The following is a 23,921-nucleotide window of genomic DNA, read 5'->3' as shown; positions in this document are numbered from 1 at the left end:
GCCTACCCGGCCGAGCGGATCACGTTCGTCGTCGAGGACGCCCGTCCGGCGGCCGTCGTGACCAGCCTGGCCGCGGACGTGGCACTGCCCGAGGGCGTCACCCGCGTCGTCGTCGAGGAGCTGGCCGACGGACCCGTCACCGACCCGGCCCGCCCGGCGCTGCGCCCCGACAACGGCGCGTACATCATCTACACCTCCGGCTCCACGGGCCGGCCCAAGGGCGTGCTGGTGCCCCACCAGAACGTGGTGCGGCTCTTCACGCAGACGGAGCAGTGGTTCGGCTTCGACGAGTCCGACGTGTGGACGCTGTTCCACTCCTACGCCTTCGACTTCTCCGTCTGGGAACTGTGGGGACCGCTGCTGCGCGGTGGCACGCTCGTCGTCGTACCGCAGGACGTCAGCCGCTCGCCGCTCGACTTCCTGGGGATGCTCCGGGACGAGCGCGTCACCGTGCTCAACCAGACCCCGTCCGCCTTCTACCAGCTCATGCAGGCCGACGAGGAGAACCCCGGCACCGACCTGGCGCTGCGGTACGTGATCTTCGGCGGTGAGGCGCTCGACCTGGGACGGCTCTCGTCCTGGTACGACCGGCACGCCGACGACGCCCCCGTGCTCGTCAACATGTACGGCATCACCGAGACCACGGTGCACGTCACCCACCACGCGCTCGACCGCGTCTCGGCGGCCGCCACCGCCAACAGCGTCGTCGGCGTCGGCATCCCCGACCTGCACGTCTACGTCCTCGACCAGGGCCTGCAGCCCGTCCCGGCGGGCACCACCGGCGAGCTGTACGTCGCCGGTGCCGGCCTGGCCCGCGGCTACCTCGGCCGCCCGGGCCTCAGCGCGCAGCGCTTCGTCGCCGACCCGTACGGCGCGCCCGGAACCCGGATGTACCGCACCGGCGACCTGGCCCGCCGGGCCGCCGACGGCACGCTGTCCTACTTCGGCCGGGCCGACGACCAGGTGAAGATCCGCGGCTTCCGGATCGAGCTGGGCGAGGTCGAGTCCGCCGTCCTCGGGGCGCCGGACGTCAGCCAGGCCGCCGTGATCGTCCGCGAGGACCAGCCGGGTGACCCGCGCCTCACCGCGTACCTGGTCGGCGGCGACCCCGCCCGCGTCCGTGACCACGTCGCGGCCGAACTGCCCGCGCACATGGTCCCCGCCGCCTTCGTCACGCTGGAGCGGCTGCCGCTCACCCCGAACGGCAAGCTCGACCGCAAGGCGCTGCCCGCGCCCGCGCTGTCCGGTGCCGCGGAGGGCCGGCGCCCCCGCAACCCGCGCGAGGAACTGCTCGCGGTGCTCTTCGCCGACGTACTGGGCGTGGACCGGGTCGGCATCGACGACAACTTCTTCGAACTGGGCGGGCACTCGCTCCTGGCCACCCGGCTGATCAGCCGCATCCGGTCCGCGATGGGCGTGGAGGTGCCCGTCCGGGCCCTGTTCGAGACGCCGACCGTCGCCGGGCTCGCCGGCTGGACGGACCAGGCGGCCGAGGCCAGGCTCGCCCTGGAGCCCGTGGAGCGCCCGGAGCGGGTGCCGCTCTCCTTCGGCCAGCGCGGACTGTGGTTCATCAACCGGCTCGAAGGCCCCAGCTCGACCTACAACGTGCCGCTCGTCATGCGGTTCTCCGGACCGCTCGACGTTCCGGCGCTGCAGGCCGCCCTGCACGACGTGGTCGCCCGGCACGAAGGGCTGCGCACCCTGTTCCGCGAGGCCGACGGCACGCCGTACCAGCACATCGTGCCCGCGGACGAAGCGGTCGTGGACCTGTTCGTCGTCGACGTCGACGACGAGCAGCAGCTGGAGTCGGCGCTCGCCGAGGCCGCCCAGTACCACTTCGACCTCGTCGACGAACTGCCCATCCGCTGCACCCTGTTCCGGCTCGGCGACGAAGAGCACGCCCTGCTGCCGCTCATGCACCACATCGCCAGCGACGGCTGGTCGGAGACGCTGCTCGGTGACGACCTCTCCGTCGCCTACGCGGCACGGGCCGAGGGGCGCGCGCCCGACTGGGCGCCGCTGGCCGTGCAGTACGCCGACTACACCCTCTGGCAGCGCGAACTGCTCGGCCGCGAGGACGACCCCGAGAGCGCGATCTCCCGGCAGCTCGCCTACTGGACCGAGACCTTGCGCGGCCTGCCCGAGCTCGTGGACCTGCCCACCGACCGCCCCCGTCCGCCGGTGGCCACGTACGGCGGTGCGGAGGCGCCGCTGCGTCTGGACGCCGCACTGCACGACGCCCTGCTGCGTCTCGCCCGCCAGGCCAACACCACCCTCTTCATGACGATCCAGGCCGGCCTGGTCGCCCTGATGAGCAGGCTCAGCGGCCACACCGACATCGCCATCGGCACGCCCGTCGCCGGGCGGACCGACGAGGCGCTGGAGGACCTCTTCGGCTACTTCGTGAACACGCTCGTGCTGCGCACCGACGTCTCGGGCGACCCCACGTTCGCCGAGCTGCTGGACCGCGTCCGCGAGACCGACCTGGCCGCGTTCGCGCACCAGGACGTGCCGTTCGAGCGCCTCGTCGAGGTGGTCAACCCCGTCCGGTCGCTCTCCCGGCACCCGCTTTACCAGGTCATGCTGACGTTCGAGAACTTCGACGAGGTCTCCTTGACCATGCCCGGCCTGGAAACCCGGCTGGAGGACGTCGTCGGCGACGCCTCCAAGTTCGACATGGACGTCCGCCTGCAGGAGAGGTACGGACCGGACGGCGAGCCCGCCGGGATCGTCGGCGAGATCGAGTACGCCACCGACCTGTTCGACCGGTCGACGATGGACGCGTTCGGCGACCGCCTGATCCGGCTGCTCACCGCGGCCGCCGCCGACCCCGCGGCACCCGTCTCCGGACTCGACCTGCTCGCCGACGACGAGCGGGACACCGCGCTCGTCGACGCCGAGGGACGGCTCGTGCCCCCGGGCGTGGTGGCCACCCTCGCCTCCGGCGAGCTCGCCCGCCGCACCGCCGACGGCACGACCGAGCTGCTCGGGCGCCCCGAGGACGTACGGGTGGTGCGCGGCTTCCGCGTCAACCCCGCGGAGGTCGCGGCCCGGCTGCGCGAGGTCTTCGCGGACGCCGCCGTCGTCGCCGGCTCCGCCCGGGTCGTCGCGTACGTCGTCCACGACGGCGACGCGACGGCCGCCCGGCGCCTCGCCGAGTCCGTACTGCCCGACTACCTGGTCCCCGCCAGGTTCGTCGTCGGCACCGAGATCCCGGCCGAGCTCCCGGCCGAGGACGCCGCCGTCGCCGCCGTGCGGCGCAGCCCGCGGACCCTCGTCGAGGAGATCATCGCCGGTCTCTTCGCCGAGACCCTGGGCGTCGCCACCGTCGGCATCGACGACAACTTCTTCGACCTGGGCGGCCACTCGCTGTCCGCGATCCGGCTGCTCAGCCGCATCCGGTCGCAGCTCGGCACGGAGCTGACGGTCCGGTCGCTGTTCGCCGAGCCGACGGTGGCGGGGCTCGCCACCCGGATCGACGGCGCGGCCGCCGCCGACCGGCCCGCCCTGGCCCGCCGGGAGCGTCCCGCCCGCGTGCCCCTGTCCTTCGCCCAGCAGCGGCTCTGGTTCCTGCACCGGCTCGAGGGCCCGAACACGACCTACAACGTGCCCCTGCTGATCCGGCTCACCGGAGAGCTCGACGCCGCGGCCCTGGAAGCGGCGCTGGGCGACGTCGTGGCCCGGCACGAGACGCTGCGGACGGTGTTCCCGTCCGATGCCGACGGCACCCCCTACCAGCGGGTGCTCGGCGTCGACGAGGCCAGGCCCGTCCTGGCCACCGACGTCGCGGACCCCGCCGAAGCCGCCCGGCACACCTTCGACCTCGAAACCGAACCGCCGCTGCGCGCCACGCTGTTCAGCGACGGACCGGACGAGCACCGGCTGCTCCTGCTGGTCCACCACATCGCCAGCGACGGCTGGTCGACCGGGGCGCTCGCACGCGACCTGTCGACCGCCTACGCCGCCCGGCGGTCCGGCCGGGCACCGCGCTGGCCCGGACTGCCGGTGCAGTACGCCGACTACACGCTGTGGCAGACCGAACTGCTCGGTGCCGAGGACGATCCGCAGAGCCTCGTCAGCCAGCAGCTGGCGTGGTGGAAGGGCGCCCTCGACGGCATCCCCGAACTGCTGCCCCTGCCGACGGACCGGATGCGGCCCGCCGAGGCCACCCACCGCGGCGGCGAGGTCGGCATCCGCATCCCCGCCGAGCTGCACGGCCGTCTCCAGGCCGTGGCGCGCGAGACCAACACGACCCTGTTCATGGTCCTGCAGTCGGCCCTCGCCCTCATGCTGTCCAAGCTGGGCGCCGGGACGGACATCCCGATCGGCACCCCGGTCGCGGGACGGACCGACGACAGCCTCCAGGACCTCGTCGGGTTCTTCGTCAACACCCTCGTGCTGCGCACCGACGTGTCCGGAGCCCCTTCCTTCCGCGAGCTGCTGGGCAGGGTCCGCGACGCGGACCTGGCCGCGTTCGCCCACCAGGACGTGCCGTTCGAGCGTCTCGTCGACGTGGTCCGCCCCGGCCGTTCCCTGGGCCACCACCCGCTCTTCCAGGTGATGCTCGTCTTCGAGAACGACGACGAGGGCGACTTCGCGCTGGCCGGTCTGGACGCCTCGTTCGACGAGGACGTCGAGATGGGAGCGGCCCGCTTCGACCTGACCCTGCACGTGCAGGAGGCGGTCGGCGCGGACGGCGCGGCCGAGGGCGTCGGCATCGACCTGGAATACGCCGAGGACCTCTTCGACGCCGGCACGGCGCAGCGGATGGCCGAGCAGTTCGTCCACCTGCTGGAGACGGTGAGCGCCGATGCGGACGTCGTCGTGGACCGGATCGCACTGCCGCACGCCGTGTCCCACCGGGGCACGCAGGCTCCGCCGCAGGCGCCCACCCTGCTCGAGCTGATCGACGCGCAGCCCAAGGACGCCGTCGCGATCGTCGACGGCGACACCGAGACCACGTACGGGCAGCTGCTGGCGCAGCCGCCGGCCGGCATCCTGACCGCGCTCGTCGGCGGGGAGCCCTTCGTCCTGCGCACCCGCACCGGTACGCCCGTCCACGTCCCGCAGGACGTCGTCGCGGCCCGGATCGCGGCCCGCCAGAGCGTGCACGGCCTGGACTCCACCGACCGCGTCCGGGCGGCAGCCGCCCCCGGGACGGTCGGCGAGATCGACGAGCTGCTGTGGCCGCTGACCGCCGGTGCCACCGTCGTACGCGCCGGGCGCACGTCCGACCCGTACGGCACGGACCGTCTGCACGGTGCCACCACCCTGCACGTCACCCCCTCCGAGCTGGCCGAGCTCCTGCGTGACCCGGCGCTGCCCGAGGCGGGACTGCGGCGGGTGTTCTGCTCCGGCGAGGCGCTGGCCGAGCCGCTGCAGCGCGCCTGGTTCGAAGCCGTCGACGTGCCCCTGTGGCACGGTTACGCGCTGACCGAGGCCGCGGGCCCCGTCACCGAGCGCGCCTGCGACCCGGACGACTGGGACCCCGTGGTGCCCCTCGGCACCCCGCTGCCCGGCACCGTCCTGTACGTGCTCGACTCCGGCCTGTGCCCGGTTCCGCCGGGTGTCGTCGGCGAGCTGTACGTCGGCGGGCCGCTGCTCGGCTCCGCCCCGTCGCTGGTCGCCGATCCGTTCGGTGCCGAGGGCGCACGGATGGTCCGTACCGGCGACCTGGTCCGCTGGACCGCGGACGGCGAGCTGGAGTTCGTCGGGGCGCCGCTGCCGCTGCCGGGCTTCACCGCCCACCCGACGCAGCTGGAGGCGGCCCTGACCGAGCACGGCGACGTCGCCCGTGCCGTCGTGGCGGTGCGGGACGGCTCCCTCGTCGCGTACCTGGTACCGGCCCCCGGTGCCGCCGTCCCGACCGGCGCCGTGGCCGCCTTCGCGCGCGCCGCGCTGCCCGATCACCTGGTCCCGGCCGCCCTGGTGGTCCTGGACCGGCTGCCGCTGACCGCGGACGGCCGGGTGGACCGCGACGCGCTGCCGTCGCCCAGCCCCGCCGGCACCGGGGCCGACCGCGGCCCCGGCACCCCGGCGGAGGAGATCCTCCAGGGACTCTTCGCCGAGGTCCTCGGGGTCGAGCAGGTCGGCCTCGACGACGGCTTCTTCGAGCTCGGCGGGCACTCGCTGCGCGCCACCCGGCTGATCAGCCGCATCCGTACCGCGTTCGGTGTCGAACTCCCCGTTCGTGCGGTGTTCGAGTCGCCGACGGTGGCGGGTCTGGCGGCTCGTCTGGTGGGTGCGGATGCGGCGCGGAAGGCGTTGGTGGCGGGGGAGCGTCCGGGGCGTGTGCCGTTGTCGGCGGCGCAGCGCCGGTTGTGGTTCCTGCACGCGTTGGAGGGTCCGTCGGCGACGTACAACGTTCCGCTGGTGTTGCGGCTCGAGGGTGCGTTGGACGTGGTGGCGTTGGAGTCGGCCCTGGGTGATGTGGTGGGCCGGCACGAGAGTCTGCGGACGGTGTTCGCGGATGTGGACGGTGTGCCGTACCAGCGGGTGCTGCCGGTGGCGGATGCCGGTGTGGTGCTTCGGGTGGCGGAGGTCTCGGAGGAGGGGCTGTCGGCTGCTGTGGACGGTGCTGCGGGGTATGCGTTCGACCTGTCGGCGGAGTTGCCGTTGCGGGCGACGTTGCTGCGTGTGGGTGAGCGGTCGTCGGTGCTGGTGGTGCTGATGCACCACATCGTGAGTGACGGCTGGTCGCTGGCGCCGTTGGCGGACGACCTGTCGGCCGCGTATGCGGCGCGGGTCGGGGGCGGGGTGCCGGATTGGGCTCCGTTGCCGGTGCAGTACGCCGACTACGCGCTGTGGCAGGCGGAGGTGCTGGGTGACGAGAGCGACCCGTCGAGCACGGCCGGCCGCCAGATCGACCACTGGCGCACCGCCCTCGCCGGCGCGCCCGAACTGATCGAACTGCCGACGGACCGGCCCCGCCCTGCTGTCGCCTCCTACCGCGGCGGCGCCGTCGACCTGGCCCTCGACGCGGAGCTGCACGGCCGTCTGCTGGCGGTCGCCCGTGAGTGCGGGGTGACCCCGTTCATGGTGGTGCAGGCCGCCGTCGCGGTGCTGCTGTCGCGGATGGGCGCCGGGACGGACGTGCCGCTGGGCACGGTCGTCGCCGGCCGGTCGGACCAGGCTCTGGATGCTCTGATCGGGTTCTTCGTGAACACGCTGGTGCTGCGCACGGACGTGTCGGGCGACCCGTCGGTGCGTGAGCTGCTGGCCCGGGTGCGGGAGACGGACCTGGCTGCGTACGCGCACCAGGACGTGCCCTTCGAGCGCCTGGTCGAGGTCGTGAGCCCGCAGCGCTCCATGGCCCACCACCCGCTGTTCCAGGTGATGGTGCTCTTCGACAACAACACCGAGGCATCGCTCGCGCTGCCCGGCCTCCAGGTCTCCGCAGGCGACTCCACCACGACGGTCTCGCAGTTCGACCTGTCCTTCGCCCTGTTCGAGCGCCATGACGGCGACGGAACGCCCGCAGGGATCAGCGGCGAGATCGAGTACGCCTCGGACCTCTTCGACGAGGCCAGCGCGGCTGCTCTGGGCGAGCGGTTCGTCCGGGTGCTGGAGGGGCTGCTCGCGGACGCGGACGGCCGGGTCTCGGCGGTCGACGTGCTGTCCGACGCCGAGCGCGGCCGGGTCCTGGACGAATGGGCTGCTCCCGCGCCGTCCGGCGCGGCGGAGGACCGGCCTTCGTTCCCGGAGCTGTTCGCGGCCCGGGTGGCGTCGGACCCCTCGGCCTGCGCGTTGGTGTTCAAGGGCGTGGAGCTGACGTACGGCGAACTGGCGGCGCGGGTGGACGCGTTCGCCGGATACCTCGCCTCGCACGGCGTCGGCCCGGAGTCCGTGGTGGCCGTGGCACTGCCGCGGTCCGTGGACCTGGTGGTGGCGCTGCTGGCGGTGCTGCGGGCCGGCGGTGCCTACCTGCCGATCGACCCGGACTACCCGGCGGACCGGGTGGCCTACATGCTGTCGGACTCCCGGCCGGTACTGCTCGTCACCGACGCCGAGACGCTCCCCGGGCTCGGCGAGCACACGGTGCCGGTGGCGCTCGTGGACGAGCTGGAGCCGTCCGGTGAGGTGCCGCCGGAGGTGCGGCAGAGCCCGGACCACCCGGCGTACGTGATCTACACGTCGGGTTCGACGGGCCGCCCCAAGGGCGTCGTCGTGCCCACCGCCCAGCTGATGAACTTCCTCACGGACATGAGCGACCGCTTCCAGCTGACCGCCGCCGACCGGCTGCTGGCGGTGACCACGGTCGGCTTCGACATCGCCGGGCTGGAGCTGTTCGCGCCGCTGCTCGGCGGGGCGGCGGTGGTGCTGGCCGAGCGCGAGACCGTGCGTGACCCGCAGGCCCTGTGCGCCCTGATCGCCTCGGCGGGCGTGTCGGTGATGCAGGCCACCCCGAGCCTGTGGCGCGCCGTCCTCGCCGAGGACGCCCCGCTGCACGGGGTGCGGGCCCTGGTCGGTGGCGAGGCCCTGCCCGCCGACCAGGCCCGGCAGTTGGTGGCCCGTACCGCCTCGGTGACCAACCTGTACGGCCCCACCGAGACCACCATCTGGTCCACCGCGGCCGTCATCGACGCCGACACGGCGAGCGCACCGCCCATCGGCAGGCCCATCGCCAACACCCGGGTGTACGTCCTGGACGCGGCCCTGCGTCCGGTGGCTCCCGGTGTCCCCGGCGAGCTGTACGTGGCGGGTGCGGGCCTGGCCCGCGGCTACCTCGGCCGTCCGTCGCTGACGGCCGAGCGGTTCCTCGCGGACCCGTTCGGTCCTGCCGGCTCGCGGATGTACCGCACCGGTGACCTGGTCCGGTGGACCGCCGACGGCGAACTGTCCTATCTGGGCCGGGCGGACACGCAGGTGAAGCTGCGCGGCTTCCGCATCGAGCTCGGTGAGGTGGAGTCCGCGCTGACCGCCGTGACCGGCGTGGGCCGGGCCACCGCGGTGGTCCGTGAGGACCGGCCCGGTGACCGGCGCCTGGTGGCGTACTACGTCGGTGACGCCGAGCCGGCGGCCGTGCGGGCCCAGATCGCCGCCGGACTGCCGGACTACATGGTCCCGGCCGCCCTGGTGGTCCTGGACGAGATCCCGCTGACACCCAACGGCAAGGTCGACCGGGCCGCTCTTCCCGCACCCCACTGGACCACCACCAGCGGCCGCCGGCCCGCGGACGCCCGTGAGGAGCTGCTCTGCCAGATCTTCGCCGACGTCCTCGGCCTGCCCGCAGCCGTCGGCCCCGACGACGACTTCTTCGTCCTCGGCGGGCACTCGCTGCTCGCCACCCGCCTCGTGAGCCGGATCCGCACGTCCTTCGGGCGGGAGCTCGCCATCCGTGCGGTGTTCGAGTCGCCGACGGTGGCGGGTCTGGCGGCTCGTCTGGTGGGTGCGGATGCGGCGCGGAAGGCGTTGGTGGCGGGGGAGCGTCCGGGGCGTGTGCCGTTGTCGGCGGCGCAGCGCCGGTTGTGGTTCCTGCACGCGTTGGAGGGTCCGTCGGCGACGTACAACGTTCCGCTGGTGTTGCGGCTCGAGGGTGCGTTGGACGTGGTGGCGTTGGAGTCGGCCCTGGGTGATGTGGTGGGCCGGCACGAGAGTCTGCGGACGGTGTTCGCGGATGTGGACGGTGTGCCGTACCAGCGGGTGCTGCCGGTGGCGGATGCCGGTGTGGTGCTTCGGGTGGCGGAGGTCTCGGAGGAGGGGCTGTCGGCTGCTGTGGACGGTGCTGCGGGGTATGCGTTCGACCTGTCGGCGGAGTTGCCGTTGCGGGCGACGTTGCTGCGTGTGGGTGAGCGGTCGTCGGTGCTGGTGGTGCTGATGCACCACATCGTGAGTGACGGCTGGTCGCTGGCGCCGTTGGCGGACGACCTGTCGGCCGCGTATGCGGCGCGGGTCGGGGGCGGGGTGCCGGATTGGGCTCCGTTGCCGGTGCAGTACGCCGACTACGCGCTGTGGCAGGCGGAGGTGCTGGGTGACGAGAGCGACCCGTCGAGCACGGCCGGCCGCCAGATCGACCACTGGCGCACCGCCCTGGACGGCATACCCGAACTGATCGAGCTTCCCCTCGACCGGCCGCGTCCGCAGACCCCCTCGTACCGCGGCGGGGTGGCCCGGTTCGGGACCGACGCCGCGCTGCACGGCCGTCTGCTGGCGGTCGCCCGTGAGTGCGGGGTGACCCCGTTCATGGTGGTGCAGGCCGCCGTCGCGGTGCTGCTGTCGCGGATGGGCGCCGGGACGGACGTGCCGCTGGGCACGGTCGTCGCCGGCCGGTCGGACCAGGCGCTCGACGGCCTGATCGGGTTCTTCGTGAACACGCTGGTGCTGCGCACGGACGTGTCGGGCGACCCGTCGGTGCGCGAGCTGCTGGCCCGGGTGCGGGAGACGGACCTGGCTGCGTACGCGCACCAGGACGTGCCCTTCGAGCGCCTGGTCGAAGTGGTGAGCCCGCAGCGTTCGCTGGCCCACCACCCGCTGTTCCAGGTGATGGTCGTCCTCGACAACAACGCCGAGGCCAGCTTCGGCCTCCCCGGCCTCGACGTCGACTACGAGGGCGCCGACCTCGGTGTGGCCAAGTTCGACCTGACCTTCCACCTGGAGGAGACGCCCGACGGGCTCAGCGGAGAGGTCCAGTACGCCTCGGACCTGTTCGACGCGGCGAGCGCCGACGCGCTGGGCGAGCGGTTCGTCCGGGTGCTGGAGGGGCTGCTCGCGGACGTGGACGGCCGGGTCTCGGCGGTCGACGTGCTGTCCGACGCCGAGCGCGGCCGGATGCTGGCCGAGTGGGCCGCTTCCGCGCCGTCCGGCGCGGTGGGTGACGCGCGGTCGTTCCCGGAGCTGTTCGCGGCCCGGGTGGCCGCGGACCCCTCGGCACCCGCCCTGGCCTTCGAAGGCGCGGAGTTGACCTACGGCGCGCTCGCGGAACGCGTGGACGCGTTCGCCGGGCACCTCGCCTCGCACGGCGTCGGGCCGGAGTCCGTGGTGGCCGTGGCACTGCCGCGCTCGGTGGACATGGTGGTGTCGCTGCTGGCGGTGCTGCGGGCCGGTGGCGCCTACGTGCCGGTCGACCCGGACTATCCGGCGGACCGGGTGGCGTACATGCTGTCGGACTCGCGTCCCGCGCTGCTGGTCACCGACAGCGCGACGCTGCCGGGGCTCGGTGAGCACACGGTGCCCGTGGTGCTGGTGGACGGCCCGGAACCGTCCGGTGCGGTCCCTGCACGGGTTCGGCTGCGTGCGGACCACCCCGCCTACGTGATCTACACGTCCGGTTCGACGGGCCGGCCCAAGGGCGTCGTCGTCCCGCACGGTGGCATCGCCTCCCTGGCACGGGCCCAGCAGGACGCGTTCGGTGTGGGTCCGGGCAGCCGGGTGCTGCAGTTCGCGGCACTGAGCTTCGACGCGGCGGCCTGGGAGATCGTGATGGGGCTGCTCTCGGGCGCGACCCTCGTGGTCGCCCCGGCCGAGCGGCTGATGCCGGGTCCGGACCTGGCGGCGCTCTGCGCTGAGCAGGCCGTGACGCACGTGACCCTGCCGCCGACCGCGCTGGCGGTGCTCGCGGAGGACGCCCTGCCGGCCGGTGCGACGATCGTCGTGGCGGGCGAGGCCTGCCCGCCGGAGCTGGTGGCCCGCTGGTCGGTAAACCGCCGGATGATCAACGCCTACGGCCCGACCGAGACGACCGTGTGCGCCACGATGAGCGCGCCGCTGTCGGGCGAGGTCGTGCCGCCGATCGGCCGTCCGATCACCGGAGCACGGGTGTACGTCCTGGACGCGGCCCTGCGTCCGGTGGCCCCCGGAGTCACCGGCGAGCTGTACGTGGCGGGTGCGGGCCTGGCCCGCGGCTACCTCGGCCGTCCGTCGCTGACGGCCGAGCGGTTCCTCGCGGACCCGTTCGGCCCCGCCGGCTCGCGGATGTACCGCACGGGCGACCTGGCCCGGTGGACCGCCGACGGTGAACTGTCCTACCTCGGACGGGCGGACACGCAGGTGAAGCTGCGCGGCTTCCGCATCGAGCTCGGTGAGGTGGAGTCCGCCCTGAACGCCGTGGACGGGGTGGGCCGGGCGACCGCCGTGGTCCGCGAGGACCGTCCGGGCGACCGGCGCCTGGTGGCGTACTACGTCGGTGACGCCGAGCCGGCGGCCGTGCGGGCCCAGATCGCCGCCGGACTGCCGGACTACATGGTCCCGGCCGCCCTGGTGGTCCTGGACGAGGTCCCGCTGATGCCCAACGGCAAGGTCGACCGCGCGGCGCTCCCCGCACCGCAGTGGTCCACCACCGCCGGCAGCGGACGCCGGCCCGCCGACGCCCGCGAGGAACTGCTCTGCCGGATCTTCGCCGACATCCTCGACCTGCCCGCCGTCGACCCCGACGACAGCTTCTTCGACCTCGGGGGCGACAGCATCATGTCGATCCAGGTGGTCAGCCGGGCCCGCGCGGGCGGACTGCTGGTCGCGACGCGGGACGTCTTCAGGGAGCGCACTCCCGCCCTCCTGGCACGGGTGGCCACAGCGGTTCCGACCACGACGGAGGACCGGGACGCCGGTACGGGCACCTTCGCGCCCACCCCGATCATGCGCTGGCTGGAGGACTACGACGCCACCGACGGCTTCAACCAGTCGATGGCCGTACGGGTCCCCGGGGGCCTCGACGAGACGGCCCTGGTCCGCGCGGCCCAGGCCCTGATCGACCACCACGACGTGCTGCGACTGCGGCGCCACCCCGAGGGCACGTACGAGGTGCGCGAGCGCGGCACCGTACCGGTCTCGGTCGTGCGCGTCGACTCCGGCGACGGCGAAGCCGCGGAGACGGCCCGCCGGGAACTGTCCCCGGCGGCCGGTGAGGTCGCACGGTTCGTCTGGTTCGACGCCGGACCCGACGCGTCGGGCACGCTGCTGATCGTCCTGCACCACCTGGTCGTCGACGCGGTGTCGTGGCAGATCCTGCTGCCCGACCTCGCCGCCGCGTACGAGGCGGCCGCCGCGGGCCGGGCCCCCGAGCTCGCCCCGGTGGCCACCTCCTACCGGACCTGGTCGGCGCACCTGCACGCCGCGGACCGGCGGGCCGAACTCCCGGTGTGGCAGGAGATCGCCGCGACCGCCGACCCCCTCCTCGGCACCCGCCGGCTGGACCCCGCGGTCGACACCGCGGCCACGGCCCGGGAGATCGAGCTGACGCTGGCACCGGAGGTCACCGAGGCGCTCCTCACCAGGGTCCCGGCGAGCGTCAACGGCACCATCAACGACGTACTGCTGTGCGGGCTGGCGACGGCGGTCGCCGAGGGCCGCGGCGCCGGACCGGTGCTCGTCGACCTGGAGGGCCACGGGCGCGAGCACGTCGCCGACGGGGTGGACACCTCCCGGACGGTCGGCTGGTTCACCAGCCTCTACCCGGTCCGGCTCCACCCGGAGGGCCGCACGCCCACGGACCGCCTCAAGCGGGTCAAGGAGCAGCTGCGCGCCTTCCCGGACAACGGCGTCGGATACGGCATCCTGCGCCACCTGAGGGGCGAACCCGGTCTGGACGTCGCGCCGCAGATCGGCTTCAACTACCTGGGCCGGTACACCGACGGCGACGACACGGGTGACTGGCAGACCGTCGACGGGCCGACGCCCGCGCCGCGGTCGCCCGAGATGCCGATGACACACGCGGTCGAGATCACCGCGGTCACCGAGAACCACGAGGGCCGTCCGCGCCTCGTCGCCACCTGGACCTGGGCCTGCGGGGTGCTTGCGGAGTCCGAGGTACGGCGGCTGGCACACGCATGGTTCGACGCGCTCACCGCCCTCGCGGACGAGCGGCCGGACACGGTCGGACTGACGCCGTCCGACCTGAGCGACGACCTGACACAGAGCGAGATCGACAGCCTTGAGGCTGAACTGGGGGATTGGTAATGAAGCGCTCGCGCCTCGAAGACGTACTGCCGCTGACACCGTTGCAGGAGGGGCTGCTCTTCCACTCCCTCTACGACGACGAGGCGGTGGACGTCTACAACACCCAGCTCGTGCTGGAGCTGTCCGGTGAGGTGGACGGCGCCCTGCTGCGCCGCAGCGCCGAAGCCGTCCTACAGCGGCACGCCAACCTGCGGGCCGGTTTCCGGATGCGGGCGAACGGCCGACCGATGCAGATCATCCCCCGGGACGTGAAGCCCGGGTGGTCCGAGTCGACCCTCCGGGCCGAGGAACTGGACGCGTTCCTGACGACCGAACGGGCCACCCGGTTCGACCTCGGCAGGCCGCCGCTGATCCGGTTCAGCCTGGTCCACCTCGGGCCGCGAGAGCACCGGCTCGTCATGACCAACCACCACATCCTCCTCGACGGCTGGTCGGCGCCCCTGCTGGTCAACGAGCTCTTCGAGGTCTACGAGGCCAAGGGCAGCACCGACGGTCTGCCCCGGGTCACCCCGTACCGGGAATACCTGGGCTGGCTCGCCCGGCAGGACGCCGACGCGGGTGCGCAGGCGTGGCGGACGGTTCTCGCCGGGCTCGACGGGCCGACCACGGCGGCTCCCGGCGCCCCCGCCGGCAAGGTGCTGCCCGAGCGGATCGCCGCCGAGCTGTCGCCCGGGACCACGGCCCGACTGGTCCGGATGGCGGCCGACCGCGGCCTGACCGTGAACAACCTGGTGCAAGGTGCCTGGGCGATGGTGATCGGGCAGCTCACCGGCCGCAGCGACGTCGTCTTCGGCGCCACCGTCTCCGGTCGCCCGGCCGACCTGCCCGGCGTCGAGGGCATGATCGGCTCCTTCATCAACACGCTGCCGGTACGGGTCCGGCTGGACCCTGCCGCGCCGTTCGCCGAGGCCGTCGCCGCCCTCCAGCGCCGGCAGGGCGACGTGCTCGACCACCACCACGTCAGCCTCGCCGAGATCCAGCGGGCGGCGGGCCTGGGAGAGCTCTTCGACTCGATCCTCGTCTTCGAGAACTACCCCTTCGACGACGCGGAGGAGAGCTCGGATACGAGGCTCAAGATCGCCGACATCGAGGGCGGCGGCGCGACCCACTACCCGCTCAGCCTCATCACCGGCATCGCGGGAGACCGCCTCGTCGTCCGGCTCGACATCCGGCCCGAGCAGTTCGACAGGGCGCAGGGCACCGCCATCGCCGCCCGGTTCCTCCAGGTCCTCGAAGCCGTCGCCGCCGACCCCGACCTCCCCGTCGGCCGCATCGACGTGACCCTGCCCGCCGAGCGGGAGCAGGTCGTCGAGACGTGGAACGCCACGGGTCTCGATCTGCCCGCCGCGGTCCTCCCCGAGCTGCTCGACGCCCAGGCGGTCCGTACCCCCGAGCGGGTCGCCCTGGTCATGGAGGGCGAGGAGGTCACGTACGGGGAACTGCACGCACGGGCCAACCGGCTGGCCCGCCACCTCGTCGACCGGGGCGCCGGTCCGGGCGGGCTCGTCGCCCTCGCCGTGCCCCGCTCGGTGGACCTCCTCGTCGGCCTGCTCGCGATCGTGAAGACGGGCGCGGCGTACCTGCCGGTGGACGTCGGCTACCCGGCCGACCGCATCGCCTACATGCTCGCCGACGCCGCCCCGATCTGCGTGCTGGACGGCGCCTACCTGGCCGGTACGGACGTGGAGGGGTACGAGGACACCCCGCTCACCGACACGGACCGGCTGCGCCCGCTGCACCCGTCCGACGCGGCGTACGTCATGTACACCTCCGGGTCGACGGGCCGCCCCAAGGGCGTCGTCATCCCGCACGCCGCGGCCGTGAACCGGCTCGACGGCATGCAGCGCGCCTACCCCCTGGAGGCCGACGACCGGGTGCTGCAGAAGACCGCCACCAGCTTCGACGTGTCGGTCTGGGAGTTCTTCTGGCCGCTGCTGCAGGGCGCCACGATGGTGATGGCCAAGCCGGACGGGCACCGCGACCCCGAGTACCTCGCCGAGCTCATCCGGGCCGAACGAGTGACGACGGTCCACTTCATCCCCGCCATGCTCGCGGCCTTCGTGCAGATCCCGCAGGCCGCCGGCTGCACCAGCCTGCGCCGCGTGTTCTGCGGCGGCGAGGCACTGCCCGCCGACCTGCACCGCAGCTTCCGCCACCTGCTCGGCGTCCCCCTGCACCACCTGTACGGCCCGACCGAGGCCACCGTCGACGTCACGGCGTGGGACGGCGGCCAGGAGATAGGCCCGGGCAACGCACCGATCGGCTTCCCCGTGTGGAACACCCGCGTCTACGTGCTCGACCGGGCGCTGCGCCCGGTCCCGCCCGGCGTCGTGGGAGAGCTCTACCTCGCGGGCGTCCAGCTCGCGCACGGCTACCTGAACCGGCCGGGCCTCAGCGCGGAGCGGTTCGTGGCCGACCCGTTCGGCCCGGCAGGGTCGCGGATGTACCGCTCCGGCGACCTCGGGCGGTGGAACCCCGACGGCTCCCTCCAGTTCGCCGGCCGTGCCGACCGCCAGGTCAAGGTGCGCGGCGTCCGGATCGAGCTCGACGAGATCCGGGCCACGGCAGCCGAACTGCCCGAGGTGGGCCAGGCCGTCGTCACCGTGCGCGACGAGCGTCTCGTCGCGTACGTCGTCCCCACCGGGGACGACCGGGCCGGCGACGACCTGATCCGCACGGTCCGGGAGCACCTCGCCGCGAGGCTGCCCGAGGTGCTCGTGCCCGGCGCGATCGTGCTCCTCGACGCCCTGCCGCTGACCCCCAGCGGCAAGCTCGACACCGCCGCCCTGCCCGCCCCCGAATTCGCGGCCGCCCCGGCGGCGCGGACCGCGGCGACGCCGCAGCAGGAGATCCTCTGCGGCCTGTTCGCCGAGGTGCTCGGCCTGCAGCAGACCGGTGTCGACGACGACTTCTTCGCACTCGGCGGGCACTCGCTGCTCGCCACCCGGCTGGTCAGCCGCATCCGCTCCACGTTCGCCGTCGAGCTGCCGATCCGTGCGCTGTTCGAGGCGCCGACCCCGGCCGCGATAGCCGCCCGCCTCGACACGGCGGCCGTCGCCCGCCCGCCGATCCTCGTCGGTGCGCGGCCGGAACACCCGCCGCTGTCGTACGCGCAGCGACGCCTCTGGTTCCTGTACCGGCTCGAAGGCCCCGCCGCCACCTACAACCTGCCGATCGCGCTGCGCCTGACCGGCCGGCTGGACCGGTCCGCGCTGGAGGCCGCGATCACCGACGTGGTCGAGCGGCACGAGGCCCTGCGGACCGCCTTCCCCGACTTCGCGGGCACGCCCTACCAGCAGATCCTGCCCACCGAGGTCGAGCTGAGGGCGGAGCGCTTCTCCCCGCAGGCACTCGACGCGGCCGCCGGGTACGCCTTCCACCTGGAGCGGGAAGCACCGCTGCGCGTCACGCTCTTCGAGTCCGGTCCGGAGGAGCACACCCTGCTGCTGCTCCTGCACCACATCGCCGGTGACGGCTGGTCCGCCGCCCCGCTCGCCTCGGACCTCGCGACCGCGTACGCCGCCCGGCTGACCGGCGAGGGTCCCGCCTGGCCGGACCTGCGCGTGCAGTACGCCGACTTCGCGCTGTGGCAGCACGAGCTCCTCGCCGGCGAGGAGGACCCGGACAGCCTCATCGCCCGTCAGCTCGACTACTGGCGCACGACGCTGGCCGGTGCCCCCGAACTCCTCGAACTGCCCACCGACCGGCCGCGTCCCGCGATCGCCGGGAACGGTGGCGGGGTCGTCCGGCTGGCCGTGCCCGCCGAGGCCCACGGCGCGCTCGTGGCACTGGCCAGGGCCCACCAGGCGAGCGTGTTCATGGTCGTCCAGGCCGGTGTGGCGGCCCTGCTGACCCGGATGGGCGCGGGCACCGACATCCCCCTGGGCACGGCGATCGCCGGGCGTACGGACGAGGCGCTCGACGACCTCGTCGGCTTCTTCGTCAACACGCTGGTGCTGCGCACCGACGTCTCGGGCGATCCGTCCTTCGCAGAGCTGCTGCGCCGCGTCCGCACGGCCGACCTGGCCGCGTACTCCCACCAGGACGTGCCGTTCGAGCGGCTGGTCGAGGTGCTCAACCCGGCCCGGTCGCTGGCCCACCACCCGCTCTTCCAGGTGATGCTGACGTTCGCGAACACCGCGGACGGCGACTTCGGCATGGCCGGTCTGGAGGTCGTCCGGGAGCAGATCGGCGGGGACAGCGCCAAGCTCGACCTGTCGTTCTTCCTCGCCGAGGAGCACACCGGGGACGGCCGCCCGGACGGGCTGTACGGCGCGATCCAGTACGCCACCGACCTGTTCGACGCCGAGACCGTGCAGGCGATGGCCGACCGCCTGGTCCGGCTGCTGACCGCGGCCGCGGCCGACCCGGACCGCCCGGTCGGAGACCTGCCGATCCTGTCCGAGGAGGAACGCCACGACGTCCTGGTCGGCTGGAACGACCCGGGACACGACGTGCCCCGGACGACCGTGCCGGAGCTGTTCGCCGCGCAGGCGGCCAGGACCCCCGGAGCCGTCGCCGTGGTGTCCGGGGAGGACCGCGTCACCTACGCCGAACTGGCCGACCGGGTCGATCGGCTCGCCCGCGTGCTGGTCGCGCGGGGGGTCCGTCCCGAGACGTTCGTGGCGATCGCCCTGCCGAAGTCCGTCGACCTGGTGGTGGCGGTGCTCGCGGTGTTCCGGGCCGGGGCGGCCTACCTGCCGCTGGATCCCGAACACCCGGCCGACCGGCTCGGCTTCGTCCTCGACGACGTCGATCCGGTGCTGGTGCTGACCACCACGGCGACCGAACTCCCCGGCACGCGGCCGCGCCTCCACCTGGACGCCGACCCCTCGCCCGACGCGGACTCCGCCGCGGACGCGGCCGAGACGGCACCGCTGCCCGCGTCCGTACCGGACAGCGCCGCGGCGTACGTGATCTTCACCTCCGGTTCCACCGGCAGGCCGAAGGGCGTCGTGGTCGAGCACCGCTCGCTCAACTCCTACCTGGCATGGGCCCGCACCGCCTACGACTCCGTCGAACGCGGTGCGCTCGTGCACTCGCCGATCTCCTTCGACCTCACCGTGACCGGCGTCTTCGCGCCCCTGACAGCGGGCGGCGCGGTGGACCTCGTCGACCTGAAGGGCGACGCACCCGGCACGCGCCCCGCCTTCGTCAAGGCGACGCCGAGCCACCTCTCGCTGCTGCTGAACCTGCCGGACGCGTTCTCCCCGACCGAGCAGCTCGTCCTCGGCGGCGAGTCGCTGATGGGCGAACTGCTCGACGAGTGGCGCCGCCGCCACCCCGGCGTGACCGTGGTCAACGAGTACGGCCCCACGGAGACCACCGTGGGCTGCACCGAATTCCGCATCGCCCCCGGCGAGGCCGTCCCCAGCGGTGTCATCACCATCGGCCGGCCGGTCTGGAACACCCGGATGTACGTGCTCGACGCCAAGCTGCGGCCGCTGCCCGTCGGCGTGACGGGCGAGCTGTACATCGCGGGCGACCTGGTCACCCGCGGCTACCTCAACCGGCTCGGCCTGACCGCGACCAAGTTCGTCGCGGACCCCTACGGCCCCGCGGGATCGCGGATGTACCGCTCCGGCGACCTGGGCCGGTGGAACCGCAACGGCGAACTGGAGTTCGTGGCCCGCGTCGACCACCAGGTGAAGCTGCGGGGCTTCCGGATCGAGCTGGGCGAGGTCGAGTCGGCCGTCGGCAACCATCCGGACGTGGCGCACGCCGCCGTCGTGCTGCGCGAGGACCGGCCGGGCGACAAGCGCCTGGTGGCGTACGTGACGCCCGCCGGGCTCGACCTGGCGGGCGTGCGGGCGCACGCCGCCGAGCAACTGCCCGATTACATGACGCCGTCCGCGTACGTGGCGCTGGACCAGCTGCCCTTCACCGGCAACGGAAAGCTGGACCGGGACGCGCTGCCCGCACCCGAAGCGGTGGTCACCTCCGCCCGGGCCCCCCGGGACGCCCGCGAGGAAGCCCTGTGCGCGATCTTCGCCGAGAGCCTGGGCGTGCCCGCGGTCGGCGTCGACGACGTCTTCTTCGACCTCGGCGGGCACTCGCTCCTCGCCGCCCGCGTCGTCGCGCGGGTCCGGGACGAGCTCGGTGTCGAGATCGGCATCCGGACCCTCTTCGAAGCGCCCACCGTCGCCGGTTTCGCCGCGCGGATCGCCGAGCTGGAACCGTCGGCGGGGCCGACCCGCCCCGCACTGGCCCCCCGTCCGCGGCCCGAGCGGGTGCCCCTGTCGGCCGCCCAGCGCCGCCTGTGGTTCATGTACCGCTTCGAGGGTCCGTCGCCCACGTACAACGTCCCGCTGGCGCTGCGGCTCACCGGCCGCGTCGACCGGCCCGCGCTGCGGGCCGCCCTCTGCGACGTGGTGGGACGGCACGAGAGCCTGCGCACCGTCTTCGGCGACGAGGGGGGCGTGCCCCACCAGCGGATCGTGACCGACGAACCGGTCCTCGAGGAGGTCACCGGCGGCGACGTCGTCGCCGCGGCCGGCTACGCGTTCGAGCTCGACCGCGAACTCCCGATCCGCTCCTGGCTCTTCACCCAGGGCGACGACGAGCACGTCCTGCTCGTGCTCGTCCACCACATCGTCAGCGACGGCTGGTCGATGGGACCGCTCCTGCGCGACCTGGGCACCGCGTACGGGGCCCGCCGGGCCGGGCGCGCTCCGCAGTGGACGCCGCTCCCGGTGCAGTACGCCGACCACGCCATCTGGCAGCAGGAGGTCCTCGGCGAGGAGGGCGACCCGGACAGCGTGCTGGCCCGCCAGACCGCGTTCTGGCGCGAGACCCTCGCGGGCGCACCCGACCTGCTGGACCTGCCCCTCGACCGGCCCCGGCCGGCCGCCCTCAGCCACCGCGGCGGCTCGGCGCCGCTGACGATCGGTCCCGACCTGTACCGCGCCGTCGTGGACCTGGCCCGGCGCCGGCGCGCCAGCGTGTTCATGGTGCTGCAGGCCGCGCTCGCCGCTCTGCTCACCCGGTACGGCGCCGGCACGGACATCCCGCTCGGCTGCGCGGTCGCCGGACGCGACGAGGAGGCGGCCCGCGACCTGGTCGGCTTCTTCGTCAACACGGTCGTGCTGCGCACCGACGTCTCCGGCAGCCCTTCCCTGAACGAACTCGTCGACCGGGTGCGGGAGACCGACCTGGCCGCGTTCGCCCACCAGGACGTGCCCTTCGAGCGGCTCGTCGAGGTGCTCAACCCGGCCCGCTCGCTGGCCCACCACCCCCTCTTCCAGGTGATGCTGACGCTGCAGAACCTCGACGCCTCGGAGCCCGAGCTCGCGGGCCTCGTGGTCCGCGGGGAGCAGGTCGACACGGAGACCGCCAAGGTGGACCTGGCGTTCGTCCTGGAGGAGGACGAGGCCTCGGGGTTGAACGGGATCGTCCGGTACGCCACCGACCTGTTCGAGCCGGAGACCGCCCGCGGCCTGGTCGACGGCCTGGTCCGGCTGCTCACCGCGGCCGTGGCCGAGCCCGATGCGCCGTTGGACCGGCTCGACGTCCTCGGTCCCGAGCTGGGCCGGCTGGTCCTCGAAGGAGGGAACGACACCGCCCGCGACGTGCCCCCGCTCACCTGGCCGGAGCTCTTCGCGCGGCAGGTGGCCCGCACCCCGGACCACCCGGCCGTTCAGGACGGTGCCGAGACGCTCAGCTACGCCGAACTGGACCTGCGCGCCAACCGGCTCGCGCACGTGCTGCGCGAGCGGGGCGCGGGACCGGGGGAGACCGTCGCGCTGCGGCTGCCCCGCTCGGCCGACCTGGTGGTCGCCGTGCTGGCGACGCTGAAGGCAGGGGCCGCGTACCTGCCGGTCGACCCGGACTACCCGCCCGAGCGGATCGCGTTCATGCTCGACGACGCCGGCCCGGTGTGCGAGCTCTCGTCCGCCTCCTTCCCTGTCCCGGACGGGCTCCCCGGTACGGAACCGGTCGTCCCCCGGCACCTCGACGACGCCGCGTACGTCGTCTACACCTCCGGGTCGACGGGCCGGCCCAAGGGCGTCGTCGTGTCGCACCGCGGCATCGCGGGCCTGGTCGCCAACCAGGCCGAGCGCTACGAAGCCGGTGCGGGCAACCGCGTCGCCCAGCTCATCTCCCCGAGCTTCGACGCGAGCGTGTCCGAGTTGTGCCTCGCCCTGCTCACCGGCTCCTGCCTGGTGATCCCCCCGGGTGTCCTGGCCGGCGAAGAACTCGCCGCGTTCCTCGCCGACCGGCGCATCACGCACGCACACCTCATCCCGGCCGTGATGGCCGGCCTGCCGCGGATCGACCTGCCCGCCCTGCGGGTGATCGTCACCGGCGGCGACGTCCCCCCGGCGGACGTGATCGCGCACTGGTCCGAGGGCCGCAGGCTCGTCAACGCGTACGGTCCGACCGAGGCCACCGTGGACGTCGCGTCCTGGGTGTACGCCCCTCCCGGCCGGCAGCCGGTCCCGATCGGCAGGCCCATCGCCAACGCCGGCGTGTACGTGCTCGACCGGTACCTGCGGCCCGTCCCGCCCGGCGTGGCGGGAGAGCTGTACACGACCGGCCCCGGCCTGGCCCGCGGCTACCTCGACCGCCCCGCCCTGACCGCCGAGCGGTTCGTCGCGAACCCGTTCGCACCCGGCGACCGGATGTACCGCACCGGCGACCTCGTCCGGTGGGACCGCGACGGTCAGCTGGTGTTCGTCGGCCGGGCCGACACGCAGGTGAAGCTCCGCGGCCTGCGGATCGAGCTCGGCGAGATCGAGTCCGCGCTCGCCGAGCAGCCCGGTGTCACCCACGCCGCCGCGGCCGTCCACGCCGACCGGCTCGTCGGCTACGCCGTCCCGGCCACCGGGGTGCAGCCGGACCCCCGGGAGCTGCGCGCCCGGCTCGCCTTGGCGCTGCCGGCGCACATGGTGCCCGGCGTGGTCGTGGTGCTGGAACGCCTGCCGCTGAGTCCCAACGGCAAGGTCGACCGCAAGGCCCTGCCCGTACCGGAGGCGACGGAGGCGACGGCCGGGCGCGACCCGCGCAGCCTGCGCGAGGAACTGCTCTGCGGCCTCTTCGCGGAAGCACTCGAACTGCCCCGGGTCGGCGTCGACGCGAACTTCTTCGAGCTCGGCGGCCACTCGCTGCTCGCGATGCGCCTCGCCACCCGGATCAGCACCGAGCTCGACACCGTGACGGACGTGCGGACCCTCTTCGAGGCGCCCACCCCGGCCCTGCTCGCCGCCCGGCTCGACACCACCGACGACACCGGGCCCATGGTGGTGCTGCGCCGCGGCGGCGACCGCCCCTCCCTGTTCTGCGCCCCGCCGTCGCTCGGCCTGAGCTGGTGCTACGCCGGACTCCTGCGCGGGCTGCCCGAGGACGTGGGGCTGTACGGCCTGCAGGCGTGGGGACTCGACGGGCCCGGACCGCTGCCGGAGTCGCTGGCCGCGTGGGCGCTCGAGGCCGTCGAGCAGATACGCGGCGTGCAGCCGCAGGGCCCGTACCACCTGTTGGGGTACTCGACCGGCGGCAACATCGCACACGCCATCGCCACCGCCCTGCAGGAGCAGGGCGAGCAGGTCGCCCTGCTGGCGATCATGGACTCCCTGCCGGGCGACCCCGCCCAGCAGGGCCCCGTGGAAGGACAGCGGCTGCTCACCGCCGCCGACGTGCTCGCCGTCCTGAGCGACGACGCGGGCGGTGACCCGGACGACCGCGGTGACGAGGCGCAACAGCGGGAGCGCGCACTCGGCCTGGTGGAAGACGTCCTCGGCGGTGACGCCGACGAGCGGCTCTTCGACGTCATGATCAACACGATCATGGTGGTCACCGCGCACCGCCCCGCCGCGTACAAGGGCCAGGTCGCCCTGATCACGTCGGGCGGCGAGCAGAGGGCGGCGGAACTGGCCGCTGCCTGGGCCCCCTACGTGGACGGGGAGCTGAAGGTCACCCCCTTCGACTGCGGGCACGACGACCTGCTGGATCCCGCCCTGCTGCGCGACGTGGCGACCCGGCTCGCGGGGACCTTCGAATGCGGTCCGGAAAGGGCCGTAATAGAGGACCGATAA

At 73.7% G+C, this 23,921-nt stretch carries 2 protein-coding genes (1 of these 2 cut by a window edge); both read left to right on the top strand.

The annotated features are described in order from the left end of the window. On the top strand, positions 1 to 13,890 hold the 3' portion of the coding sequence (locus ACSHWO_RS09060) for a non-ribosomal peptide synthase/polyketide synthase (protein ID WP_438311039.1). Its footprint begins 8,499 nt before the window's first position; the window shows 13,890 of its 22,389 coding nt (coding positions 8,500-22,389); the start codon falls outside the window, past its left edge; the stop codon is at positions 13,888 to 13,890. Continuing rightward, positions 13,890 to 23,921, top strand: coding sequence for an amino acid adenylation domain-containing protein (locus tag ACSHWO_RS09055; protein ID WP_438311037.1), 10,032 nt, complete (start codon positions 13,890 to 13,892; stop codon positions 23,919 to 23,921). Before ACSHWO_RS09060 ends, ACSHWO_RS09055 begins: the two co-directional genes overlap by 1 nt.

This window comes from Streptomyces pallidus (ex Mingjun et al. 2026), assembly GCF_051550185.1.
Classification (GTDB): Bacteria; Actinomycetota; Actinomycetes; order Streptomycetales; family Streptomycetaceae; genus Streptomyces.
The sequence above is the reverse complement of the archived record's forward strand: the minus strand, read 5'-3'. Positions and strand labels throughout refer to the sequence as shown.

Bases quoted from the DNA above. Each gene is read 5' to 3' on its own strand.
- ACSHWO_RS09055 (WP_438311037.1), top strand. From the start codon at position 13,890: ATGAAGCGCTCGCGCCTCGAAGACGTACTGCCGCTGACACCGTTGCAG.